The 14493-nt window shown below is 42.0% G+C and carries 4 protein-coding genes; all 4 read right to left on the bottom strand.

Annotation, left to right across the window (positions count from 1 at the left end):
- Positions 1 to 76: 76 nt before the first annotated feature.
- Entirely contained in the window at positions 77 to 10225 is a 10149-nt protein-coding gene (locus LBQ60_05775; protein MDR2037414.1) for a hypothetical protein, read from the bottom strand.
- Positions 10226 to 10472: 247 nt separating this feature from the next.
- Positions 10473 to 11861 carry a hypothetical protein gene (locus LBQ60_05770; GenBank protein ID MDR2037413.1) on the bottom strand — a complete coding sequence of 463 codons (1389 nt, stop codon included), beginning with the start codon at positions 11859 to 11861 and terminating at the stop codon, positions 10473 to 10475.
- 67 nt (positions 11862 to 11928) lie between these two features.
- A complete protein-coding gene (locus tag LBQ60_05765) occupies positions 11929 to 13056 on the bottom strand; it encodes a hypothetical protein (GenBank protein ID MDR2037412.1) in 1128 nt (375 codons plus the stop codon).
- A 63-nt stretch (positions 13057 to 13119) separates the two neighbouring features.
- Entirely contained in the window at positions 13120 to 14223 is a 1104-nt protein-coding gene (locus LBQ60_05760; protein MDR2037411.1) for a hypothetical protein, read from the bottom strand.
- Positions 14224 to 14493 lie beyond the last annotated feature (270 nt).

Genomic DNA, 14493 nt, shown 5'->3' with positions numbered 1-14493 from the left:
TTTTATTTATATCATCACACCTGTGAGCTCACCGTAGTTAATTTTTCATTTTCAATTATCAATTTTCAATTATCAATCAAAAGTTTGGCAAGCGATAAATCGGACCTGTTGGTGTTCCCTGCGAAACAGTGATATCCAATGTACCTTCATCGCTGACACATCCGTTAGGAGCGGTTACAGTTACACTGATGGTACCGCCGATACCTGACGGGATGACTGTGATCGTATTGCTGGTCGATGTTCCGGTCCATCCTACAGGTAACGACCAGGTGTATACGGCGCCCGGTATTGCCGGAACTTCGTATTCTGCAGGTTGACCTACGCATACGGATGCAGGACCGGTTATTACTGGTGTTGCCGGTTTTTGGTTTACCTGAACGAAGAGTTCGCTCGGCGCACCGACACCGCAAGTGGTACTCTTTCCTTTCACCGTTACAAGACCTGATTGAGCGCTTTGTGGGAAATGAACCTGTATTTCGTTGGTATTACTCATTCCGTCAATAATCGCTCCTGCCGGAACAGTCCATTCGTATTCTTCGGCTCCTGCTATCGAGGCCACCCTGTATTTAACACTGACAGACGTCGGGGCGCAGACTACATCCGATCCGGTTATTTCCCCGGCATCTTCAATCTTATCTACCGGTGTAATTACGGCAGGTTCGGAATATGTTTCATCACAATTACCTGCTTTTACAACAGCACGGAACCATGTTTCATTTTTATCATACAAGGTGGTAATGAAATTTTCTTCCGTAAAGATAATATTGGACCATGTGCTTCCTTCATCAACAGAACTTTGCCACCTGATGATCTTTCCGAGATAGTTCCGGGCATTTAACTCAATGGTTTTTCCGATACAGGGACTGATAGAATCAGGAAGTATTTCGCCGCCTGTTGTTGCATCGACCACATTAACTTTCAATGATTTGGAAAATTCATCATTACATGTGCCTGCAGCAACCAATGCACGGTATTCCCAAACGCCACCTGCATCCGGAGTAACTTCAATCGTATCGTTGTTCAACGGAATGTCTGTCCAGTCCTGAGTGACAGTAGTATTCCTACCCTGCCATTTAACTACATCTCCCTTGTATTCTTCCAGAATGAGTTTAATGGGTTTGCTGGAACACAGGTATTCGGGCATGGCTTCAGCGGTAACAAAACCTCCTTTTGCAGAAGCAATTACTTTTATTTCAGCATAATCGGAATATACCGGTTCACGGTCTCCATTGGTGATTACGGCACGGTATTTCCATATACCGGGAACCTTGGGCGACACGGTTATAGAAGGAATGCTTCCTGCAATATTTGTCCAGTCAAGGGATGTCGGCAGACCATTTTCGTCATAATGACGTTGTTGCCAATTCAATATCCTTGATTTATAATCGACGACAGTTAACCGGATATAAGCGTCTTCATTTTCACATATTTCACTGCTTGAAGGAGTGATAGAGCCTCCTACCGGCCTGCCTGTCTGCTCTTCTTCAGGGATCTTCTTGGGCGTAAATTCAAAACTATGGGTAATAGACCACTTTCCGGCCGTACTGATAGCACGGATATAAAGTGTATGGATCACATCTAACTCCAACCCGGAAGGGTCAATATCGAAGAACATATCTACATTACGGTCAGGCGAGGTACTGATGGGGTTTCCCAGTCCGACACCGGGATCGGTATCAAAGAAATATTCTATCCTGGTAATATCCGGAAGACCCATGGCATTTTCAGCTTTTACTTTTAAGAAAATACTGTAATGTGTGATACTCCATTTTTCCTCTTCATTCATGGCACGGACATAAAGGGTATGGATACCGTCGGCAATATCTGCAACCTGAATGGTTACTTTCCTGCTTACATCGAGAGATGTCGGACTGATGTTGATTTTCTTACCATTACCAAATCCCGGGTCATTATCAATGAAATATTCCAGCGCCATCACTTTAGAAGGTTCTATGGATTCCATATTGAATACCAGCAATTTGATGCTTTGAGTAATACTCCATTCTTTCTTATTGTTGAGCGTCCGGACATATAATGTATGAGCACCTTCGGTAATCATATCCGTAGTGAACATGATGCTGACCGGGGTATTTGCATTAGTGACGGGCAGTTGAGTCCCCTGTCCGAATCCGGGATCTGTATCCAGGAAGTATTCAACAGCGACAACTTCAGGTAATAATCTGACAGATGATTTGATAAATGTCGAATACTGTGTAATGCTCCAGTTTTCAAGACTATCCTTGGCACGTACATAGAATGTGTGTATTCCGTCATTTAATCCATTGAGAGATACCGCAAATGTATGGGTTACATTTTGCGATGCAGTAAATACCGGAGTAACATCATTTGCTTCCCCGAATCCCGGATCCTCGTCAATGAACCATTCTATAGCAGTGACTTTAGGAACTTTTCTAATCTCCATTTTCATGAAGTCAATACTGTGCGTAATACTCCAAAGACTGTCAGCGTCGATAGTCCGGACATAAAGAGTATGGATACCTGCCGAAACTGTATCAATGGATATATTGACCGTGTTGTCGGTTAAGCTGATATTTTTCCGTACGGCTTTTCCGAATCCCGGATCTTTATCGATAAAATATTCCAGGGCTACGGCATTGGGTATCTCCCTTCCGGCTCCTTCCACTTTGACAAACTGGCTGTATTGGGTATGACTCCAACGATTTTGTGCATTTTTTGCCCTGACATAGAATGTATGTAATCCGGAAGATGTATTATCCGGCAACTGAACAGTGAATGTTTTCCTGACATTCTGACCTATCTCGTTGGTCAACAATAAAACTTTATTAGCACTTTCGAATCCAGGATCATCATCGATAAACCATTCTGCGGCAGTAATATCGGGAATAACCGGTATTTCAGATACCAATATCTGTATAGATTGAGTGATACTCCAATGTTTCTCGGTATTCTGTGACCGGACATATAAGGTATGATGCCCCGGTGAAACATTATCTAAAGAAACCGTAAATGATTTATCGGCTGTTTTTTGCGATGAAAGGGCAACTTTTTCAGCCTTACCGATTCCAGGATCAGTATCGATAAAGTATTCCAGCTGCAAAAGGTCTGTTTCCTGGGTCGGCGATACTTTAATAAATGTCCTGTATTGGGTAATACTCCAGATACCGGTCTGAGTACGGGCACGTACATACAAAGTATGGAGTCCGTCGTCAACAGTACTTAATGGAATATTGAATGTCCGGATTACATGGGTTCCAGGTTCCGGAATAGCCACCGGGATGCCCTGTCCGAATCCGGGTTCTTCATCGATAAACCATTCCAACGCTGTAACATCGGGCACTATTTCAGCTGCTATCGTAAGGAAAGGAATACTTTGGGTGATACTCCATTCTCCCTTTGTATTGCGTGAACGGACATAGAAAATATGTGCCCCTTCAGTGTATTCGTTATCAGCAACTGGTATAAATACAGGGCCATTATCTAATGGTGTTACATTTATACGGTTGGCTTCACCAAATCCCGGATCAGTATCGATAAAGTATTCCACAAGATTAACATCGGCAGCATTCAGGGCAGGTGTTACCTTAATGAAGGCCTGGTATTGAGTGATCCCCCAATAACCCTTTTCATTTAATCCCCGGACATATAAAGTATGGATACCGTCACCCAGATCCTGGGTCGGGACATTGAATGTTGCGGAAACATTTGCCCCGGGAGTAGCAATTGGAATGATGGTATTTTTACCAAATCCTTTATCCGTATCGATAAAATATTCCAATGCTTCTACACTCTGGGATTTTACCTTCATGAAAGAGTGGTGCTGTGTGATACTCCATGCATCCCTTTCATTTTTGGCACGGACATATAGATGATGTAATCCGAGTGACAGATTTTCCGTATTGACAGGGAATGTCCGGACAATAGTATGTTGGGGAGTTGAATATTCGAATCTTTGTTCTGAAGGAACATTACCGAATCCGGGATCAGTATCGACAAACCATTCGACTTCCACAATATCGGATATTTCATTTACATTGAACAGAAGGAACGTAATATCCTGTGTAATACTCCATTTTTTATCGCTGTTTTGTCCACGGATGTATAGTGTATGTAAGCCTTCATTAAGAGTACTTACATCGACCGAGAACGAGTTGGTAGCATTCGTGCCCCATAAGGCCACAGGTATTCCTGCTCCGAAACCGGGATCAGTATCAAAGAAATATTCCAGCGAAATCAGATCAAGGTCTTTAGGCCGGGTTGTCTTTATGAAAGTCTGGGATTGGGTGATACTCCATTCTTTACCTTCATTGAGGGCACGGATGTATAGCGTATGTAGTCCGTCATCCAGACCGGAGGTATTGACGGTGAAAGTCCTGGTTACTTTCTGGGCAGGAGTTACCGAAGTATATCCTGAAGCTTTGCCGAATCCCGGATCTTTATCGATAAAATATTCATAAGCAATCACATTATCCGGAGTTCTTTCATCCAAAGATATAAATGTAATATCCTGCGTAATACTCCATTTTCCATCAACATCCCGGGCACGGACATATAAGGTATGCATTCCGTTAGTCAAAGACGTGAGGTCTATGATAAATAATTTTTCCGTCTGACCGGATTGTATTTCCACGGGAGTAGCGTTACCCATTCCCGGGTCGGTATCGATGAACCATTCCAGCCCGGTGATCTTTCCAGGTTCAATGCCTTTTACTTTCATGAATGACTGGCTTTGCGTAATACTCCACGTATTATTGTCGTCGAGTACACGTACAAACATGGTATGGATACCTTCCGCAAGAGAAGAAATATCCACCGTAACGGTGCGGGATATCCTTTGTGCAGGGGTTATTTCAGTATAACTTGTTGCCTGTCCGAATCCCGGATCATCATTAATGAACCATTCATAGGCGATAATATTGGCAAATATATCTTCATCGAGTTTGATAAAGGTAATATCATGCGTAATACTCCAATCTTCCTGACTATTTTTAGCGCGGATATAGAGTGTGTGTAATCCCGGAGAGAAAGCAGCAAGATTGACAGGGAAGTTCATAGTCCCTGAGGTAACAGGAACAGGTTCTCCCCGACCGAATCCCGGATCATTATCGATGAACCATTCCAAGGCTGTTGTGGCTGATGGAACATGTTTCGACTGTTTGACAAATTGCTGGTATTGAGTGATACTCCAGATACCCTGATCATCCTTGACTCTTACAAAAACAGTGTGTATGCCGTCGAGAAGAGTGGATGTATTCACTGATACGACTTCCTGGATATATTTTCCTTCCGTTACCGGAATATCGGTACCTGCTCCGAATTCTTTCAGATCATCGATATAATATTCAGCTTTGACGATTTTCGCATCTTTGATCTCTTCCAGTTTAATAAAAGTGATATCCTGGGTGATACTCCACTTATTATTCTCATCACGTGCCCGTATGTACAGGTTATGTAAGCCGGGATCTTCCGCATCGATGTCAACCGGGAAGGTTTTATCGATGGTAGTGGAGGGAGAGATGGATATGGAAGTCGCTTCTCCGAATCCGGGATCTGAATCGATAAAATATTCCAGAGCGGTGATTTTTACATCACGAACAATCTTTACGACAGTAAACGGCATATATTGTGTAATACTCCATGCTTCTTCTTCATTTTTAGCACGTACATATAAGATATGTAATCCTTCATTAACACCAGCCAATGGTATGGTCGCTGTTTTAATCTCATCCATACTACCCTGAGTGATAGGTATTGAAATTGCTTCACCGAATCCAGGATCCTCATCAATGAAGTATTCCAATTCGGTCAATCCCGGAATTTTCCGGATTTGAATAATTGCGAAGTTGATAGAGTGGGTTACACTCCATAATTTATCTTCATTAAGCGAACGCACATACAGGCTGTGAAAACCCGGCTTAATGGTATCAGGAATGGAGACATTAAAATTCCTCGTAACGGATGTTCCAGAAGTGATATTTATCTTCGAGGCTTTGCCGAATCCCGGATCTTTATCGATAAACCACTCCAATGCTGTAACAGGAGATAGCGGCTTAACCTGTATCCGTACAAAACTGTAATGCTGGGTATGACTCCATACTCCGGTTTCATCCACTGCCCTCACATATACCGTGTGAATTCCTTCCGAAAGTGTATTGACATCGACAGTAACACTCTGTTGTATGCTTTGATCCGGTATCAGGGCGGCTATAAAATTAGCTTCACCAAATCCGGGATCCGTATCGATAAAATATTCGAACCCTACAATGCTTTTGATACCCTCAAATTGCGGTACTTCCATTCTGTATATACTGATATCCTGTGTCTGACTCCATTGTCCCTGGCTGTTTTTTCCCCGGATATATAATATGTGCATACCTTCGGGAATAGCATCTACATCCACAAAGAAACGATGGCTGACATTGATGCCTTTATTGGGAATATCAACTCCTGTAGCCTGTCCGAAACCGGGGTCGTCATCAAAGAAATATTCAAGGGCGACGATATCAGGGTAACCGCCAATTCTTGGATTATCCACCACAAAAAATTCAGACATCTGCATGATCGACCAGAATCCCCGTTCGTCTCTTGCCCGGATATATAATTGATGCAATCCGAACCATATGTCTTCCAGTGATATAAAAAAGTTATTGACTATGATATTTTGGCCGGGGGTGATCGGGATCGATTTCGCCTTACCTAAACCCGGATCATTATCAATGAAATATTCCAGATAAACGACATTATTGTTAACTCCTACAGGAATATCCACACGAACAAATGAGAAGCTTTGCGTATGTCCCCACTTGCCGTTCTTATCCAATGCCCGGATATAAAGCGTATGGGTCCCGTTGGCCAACTCATCCAGATTAACATCAAAGGCGGTACCGGTATTGGGGGATTCAGGTAATGAAACCGGTATTCCTTCGCCAAATCCGGGGTCTATATTAATGAAATATTCCAACCGGACAACATCGGCTAATTCATGGCCGCTTGTAGGACTGTCTGATTTAATAAATGTTTGCCGGTGGGTAATGCTCCATCTGTTTTTACTGTTTACTGCACGGACATAAAATGTATGTAAGCCCGGTCCTATAGATGAGATATCGACGGCAAAAGTTTTACTGGTATTCTGTCCTATCTCGTTACCTGCCAGCAAAACTTTATTGGCTGAACCAATTCCCGGATCACTATCAATGAACCATTCCAATGCTATTACATCAGAAATCTGGTAATCATCAGGTATTTCCGAGATCAAAATTTGTTTGGATTGTGTGATACTCCACTTGCCTGAGGTATTTTGTGAACGGATATACAAAGTATGGAATCCGGTACTGAGATTATCCAGTGATACCGTGAACGATTTTTCCGTATTTTTTTGTTGTGAAAGGGCGATTTTTTCTGCCTTTCCAACTCCCGGATCATTATCTATAAAATATTCCAGTTGTTGCAGGTTTGCATTTTCCGGAACAGTTACTTTATAGAATGTTTTATATCCGGTGATACTCCATATACCGGTTTGTGTACGTGCCCGTATATACAGGGTATGTACTCCTTCCTTGATTGAGGATGTCAACGGAATATTAAATGTATGTGTTACATGTGTACCTGAATTCGGGAAGGGAACAGGAGTTGCTTCCCCGAATCCCGGATCCTTATCAATGAACCATTCTGCTGCAACGACATTGGGTATCGTTTCAAGGGTAATACTCAGGAACTGTATGCTATGTGTGATACTCCACGTTTTATCTGTATTTTGTGTACGTATGTACAGGGTATGGGTACCGTCGCCGTATTCGTTACCATTGATAGGGATCAGGGCCTGTCCGTTGGCTGTGTTAGAGATATTGACCGGAGTTCCTTTTCCGAAACCGGGATCAGTATCCACGAAATATTCCACCAGGTTTATATCCGGAATATTACGTGTAGGGGTTATTTTAATAAATGACTGCAATTGTGTAATTCCCCAGTCGCCGGCTTTGTTCAAGCCGCGTACATAAAGGGTATGTATACCGTCTTCCAGCGTGGAGGTCGGTATTTTCAGTGTTGTAGTTATTTCTGTACCGGGGGTAATCGGAATATTGTTGTTATTGCCGAATCCTTTATCATGATCGATAAAATATTCCAATGTTTCTATATCACGTGATTTGATCTTCAAGAACGACTGGGTCTGGGTGATACTCCAGTTACCTTTTTCATTCTTTGCCCGGACATATAAAGTATGCCATCCTAACGGAAGGGTTTCTATATCTACTGCGAATGGCTGGATCACTGTCCGTTGTGGCGTTGAATAGGTGAAACGCTGGGAAGAAGGGGCATTGCCAAATCCCGGATCGGTATCCAGGAACCATTCTACTTCAACGATATCATCGATCTCCCTTTCATCTTTAAATATATTAAAGGTTACATCCTGCGTAATACTCCATTGTTTTTTATCATCCAGAGCACGGACATACAAGGTGTGTAGACCTTCACTTAATGAAGCCACATCCAGTATAAAGGCATGAGTCGCACTTGTTCCTGAAATTCCGACAGGAATACCGGAACCAAATCCCGGATCCGAATCAATAAAATACTCCATGGCTACCAGATCAGAACGGGTAGGCCTGGTTGTTTTCAGGAATATTTGATATTGGGTGACGCTCCATACACCCTGATCGTCAAGGACCCGTACATATAAAGTATGCAGTCCGTTTTCCAGGGAAGATATGTTTACCGTGAACGTCTCTTTGATATTATGCCCGGGAGTAATGGTGATATAGGTATCTGACATGCCAAATCCGGGATCTTTGTCGATGAAATATTCGTAGGCAATAATGTTGGCGGATATTTCCTGTTCCATTTTAATGAAAGGAATATCCTGTGTAATACTCCATTGCCCATCTTCATCCCTTGTACGGATGTATAACGTATGTAACCCGTTATTCAGGACATCTATATTAACATTAAATAACTTTTCTGTATCACCGTCCTGTATATTTTCACTTTCAGCATTATCGAATCCCGGGTCGGTATCGATAAACCATTCCAACCCTGTAATTTTTCCGGACTGGAATGCTCTCGTTTTTATAAATGCCTGGCTTTGGGTAATACTCCATTTTTCGGATGTATTCCTGGCACGTACGTACAACCGGTGGAATCCGTCAGCCAAATCCGGTAGGACTATGGTGAACGGCTTAATAACATTCCCGCCGGGTGTGATCGGGATATTTGTTGCTTCACCAAATCCAGGATCCTTATCGATGAAGTATTCCAGATAGTCGACGTCAGCAACTGCCTGTTGGTCAAACTTCATAAAATTAAGGCTTTGGACAAGGCTCCATCTGCCATTACTGTTTTTAGCCCTCACGTAGAGTGTGTGGATACCCGCTTTTAATGTATCCGGATTAACAGGAAAATATGCCGTTACATTTTTACCGGCAGTGATATTCACCTTTTTCCCTTCGCCAAATCCCGGGTCCTTGTCCACAAAATATTCTACATCGGCAACATCAGTCCCGGTTTCGATCTCTGTTTTGATAAACGTACTGATCTGGGTGATGCTCCAATGCCTGGAAACATTCCTGCTCCGGACATAAAGTTTGTGAAATCCCGGTTTTACATCAGAAATATCAACGGCCACCTGTTCGATTCCGGTTTGTCCGGAAAGAGGCCTGAAAGAACCTTTGCCGAATCCGGGATCAACATCGATGAAATATTCCAGTCCGGTGAGGTCCGGTGAGACTTCCTGATAAAACAACTGGAATGTCCGTTGCTGGGTAATGCTCCACCGGCCAGTCTTGTCTTTAGCACGGATATAAAGGGTATGGATACCGCTGTTTATACCGTCTACCAGGATATTGACCAGTTCGGAGATATCGGGAACCTGTCCTTCCTGAGCGATATTGACTTTGGTTGCGTTTCCGAATCCGGGATCATCATCGATAAAATATTCCAATAGTACAATATCCGGCCTGACACGCATTTTAACGCGAAGAAACGTATATGTCTGGGTGATGCTCCATACGCCTTCATTATCCAGGGTTCGTACGGATATACGATGTATGCCCTCAGGCAGATGTGATACATTGATATTGTCTATACGCCTGGTTATTTCCGTGTTTAATGCAACGGGAACCTGAATCGCTTTTCCGACTCCTGGATCCGTATTGATAAAATATTCGATTCGTTTTATTTCTACCGGATCCTCTTCCTGCTGTCCCTGTGAGAAAGCGTGGAAAGAAAAAATGAAAAGGAATAAAATCATCATCCGTACCCTGTTGTGCAAGGACCGGAAGATATATATGGAAATTTGGCGTATGTGATTCATTTACGTGTTTTATCTCGTAATTCTTTTAGAATTAGCGATAAATCAAAAGTATTTTCGGGTACAGATCCCGGAAAGGAATAAATATCCTGAGCCGGGCGCCCATATAATGAAATATTTATCTGCAGTACCCCTGTTCCCTGATTAAACAAGAACAGGAAAATACCACAGATAAATACGTTCAGGTAAATTAATGGGATTTTACCTTTACCCGTACCTCAAAACCGGTAGACGGCACTTCTCCCGTAGGATAAGTAGGGATAGATATATCCCATACCGCCGGAATTGTATATAAACCAGAAAGAACATAAGGAGCAAGACCTCCGAACATACCACGTTGCTTCGTAACATCCTTGTTGTCATCGAGTGCAGGAGAACTTGAACCTAATTCATAACTTTTGTCATATACCTGGTTAGCCCTGTTGGTGGTAGCCGCAAACCAGTTTGATTCGGCAAGGCTACTGTATTTATTTCCGTCTATACCCGGCATCATTCCACCATAATTGTTGGTATTATTGTTGTCTGCACCGGCAGGAGTTGCCGAAGGAGATCCCCACACTACAGCGTTATAAACAATATTGTTCCTTGTAACGTGTGGTCGGCTTATGCTCTGGAATAACCCGAACATATTGTAGTTAACCAGACTACCACCATAATATGCGTTTGTCGGGAAAAACAGGTTGTTATATACCTGGCACCCCTTGGCAAGGATACTGAAGGAGCTATAAAAGGTATTGTTTTGTATGACCGGATTAATGACAGGAAAAAGCCATATATCACTGGACCACATGGTAAAATTATTGGTATTTTGTCCGTAAGCCGTAGCACCCCTGAAATCGATCACCAGATTCGAATACCAGATCGTATTCCAATAGGAGTTACCAATATTCCACTCGTTTCTGAAATAATTATTGGAAATAATGACATTGGTCACCTGTTTATCTCCGGCAGCGGCAGCGATCAACCCTGGATTGAAGAAACATTTGGTGATGGTAATGTTTTTAAGTTCACGGTTAACATTATAAAGGTCCACGTAAAACAACTTACTATGGGAAACCGTTACGCTGTCTGCCTCAATCCTCAATTTGTAAAATAAGGCATTGTCACCCCAGCCGACAGTTGAAGCATAATAACTGGTACTAACCACCCTATAGGCTCCCACAAGGCCTGTTCCCGAATAATAACTGGCGGATACATTAGGCGCCACCTGTTCGATACCGGCAATGATGGTTCCTGCTGCTGTAGAAGCGACATGCAGTGTTTTTACTTTTGCAGATTCCTTAAAATGCTGCGTCTCGGCATTACTGCTCAACTGATATCCGGGACCGATAATAACCAGTTTTTGTCTTATGGTATCGCAATTGGTCGCAGTTTGGGTATCCTTACCATAAGGCGTTACGGATCCTTCGATATGGATCGTATCTTTTTCCGATACATTTTTGGAGCGTAAAGCATCGGTAAGATTGGTGAAATCACAACTTTTACCGGGATTATTATTGACACGCCATATTTTTGCATGTAGATTTTGCGATGCAAAAAAACCGGCCAATACGAATATATATATACAAATCTTTTTCATGTTCTTATTTCTATTGTTGTTCTTTATGGTTGCTTTCATGAATGATAACAGCTAATAATATTTTGTATCAGTGTGCCCTGACTTTGATGGTTACATCAAATCCGTCAGCCGACACCTCGTTAGGCATTACTATTTCGTAAACTGCCGGAATGGAAGTAAGACCGGATAAGTTGTATGGAGACAAACCGCCGTACATTCCCAGTTGATTGATTGCTACACCACCTGCATCGATAATAGGTGAAGGAGAACCGCTTTTTGCAGAGAAATACGCATCGACTAATTCGTTCCCTCCGGAGCCGGAAAACCAGTTCAATGGAACGGTCTCCAGGTTTTGTACATTGTTGTTTTGCGCATTGATCATTCCGCCCAGACTTGCAACATTGAATATGTTGTAGTTATAAGAATTGGTCGGATCATTGGTCAGTGCAGTCGCCACTTTATTGGAGATATTAAAAAATACATTATTGTTGATTGTGCTGCTATTGGTCACTGTAACGACAAATCCCCCGTAAAAGGTATTACTGATAATATTAGCCGTGGTGTTGCTGTCCAGAATGATAGTAGAATACGCAGATGTGGCATGTTGATTCCTGAAAAAATTATTCCCGATATTCAGGCCTAAGATATTGGCTCCGTTCGCAGTTGTTGTCCTGACCAGTCCCGGACTGAACCAACATTTTTTAATGTCGATGTCCTTCAGTTCTCCTGTTCCGCTGTTGTCGATATCGATCCAGTACAAACGGCAATTAATGATTTTTATATTGCTCGCAGCTACTGTAATGCGCGGCCCGGTCCAGGTAGTCCCGGTAATAGCCACAGTAATACCTGTAGTAGTAGCCTGGGCATGAGCCATATGCTCCACTCCTGCCAAAACTGATTTTTCACTACCGGACGAAAATTTAATGCTATTTATTTTTGCCGATTGTTTATAATGCTGGGTTTCGGTATTGGCTGTAAGGTCATAACCCGGACCCAGGATATACAACTCTTTGTCCACTTGGACTGTCGCATTATATGGGGTCACGGATCCTTCAATATGAATCGTATCACCTGCGGAAGCATTATCTATTACTTCCTGTGTGAAATTAGTATAGTCACATGCTACCCCCGGATTGTTGTTCACTCTCCATATGGCAGCGGTAACACTATATCCACCGGTAATCAGACAAATTAGGATGATTAAAGACTTCTTCATTTTGAAAATTTATTGATTTTATATTATATTTATTCGATAACTCTCGGGTAAAGTAAATAATGATCAGTGTACCCTTGCCCTTATGGTCATGTCAAACTGATCGCCCACTTCGTTGTCCATCTGTATATCATATACGGACGGAGCCCTGAACATCCCCGCTTTAACATACGGGGTCCCACCTCCGTACATTCCTTTTTGTTTCCTGTCATTAGCAGGTTCTGCCGAGTCACGTAACGGACAATCCGTCCCGTTGGTGGCTGAAGTATAATAAGTATCTAAAAGCTCGCTATTCCCGGATCTGGAAAACCAATATTCCACACCAAGATTAGTGACAATATTCCCATTGAGATTGTTCTGCATTCCGCCAATCACATAATTCATTACATTATTGGTGTATGTATTGGTTTCGTCTGCATTTAACACATTGGTACTGTTGGTGGTAAAAAAAGCATTGTCGGATATCTGGGAACGATATACGGTTAACCGGTATGCCCAGTAAAAGGTATTGTTACTGATCCTCCAGCCAGAAGAAGTATTGGCGTCAGCTCCGTGAATGACCGACCAATTACCGTTATCGTTACGGAAAAAACAATTACTGATACTCAATCCGGAAACTAATGCCGTTCCTCCGTTAACATATACTACACCGGGGTTAAAAAAACATTTCTGCAATGAAACATTACTAATAGCCACATCATTTTTCAACTGTAAAAAATACAACTTGCAATTGATTACTTTTATATTGCCGGTATTAATGATCACTTTATTCCCGGTATGCCCTGTCGGATTTATCTGAAAACCAGTAGTAGCACCCATATTATAATGTTCAATTCCTGCAAGTACCGATCCTTCGCTACCGGAGGCAAACGTAATATCAAAATTAATCTTGGCTGATTGTTTGTTAAATTGTGTTTCAGGGGAATAGGATAACAAATAACCCGGGCCGATAATCACCAAAGGCTTGCTGATGGTTACATTTCCTGTATACGGAGTTACAGATCCTTCAATATGTATGGTATCATTATTAACTGCTGCACCTACTGCAGCAGAAAAAGAGGCATATACACCCTGAATGCTGCCATCGTTATTTACCCTGAGTATTTTAGCATGTACTACGATGCATGGTAAAAACAACAACACTATTATATATTGTAAAATACGATTCATTCTAAGCTGAATTTTAATTAATTATTTCATTATACGATCAAATCCGGGATAAGTTTCAATTTATAGCAACTGATCCTTTTATACATGGAAGGTTATATTTTTTGTTGACACCAAACATCCGATTACTATTATAATATATAAACAATTATTTTTACAAATAGGTTTTAGTATATATCAATTTCTTTGCCTAAGACAAGCTATTGTTCAATAAGAGCAATGTCGAAAAGAACGTCTTAAGATACCTATTCAGGACTTAAAGATTTTTATATG

The organism is Bacteroidales bacterium, from assembly GCA_031275285.1.
Lineage (GTDB): Bacteria > Bacteroidota > Bacteroidia > Bacteroidales > UBA4181 > JAIRLS01.
Note: the sequence above shows the minus strand (reverse complement) of the source record. Positions and strands in the feature narration are given on the sequence as shown.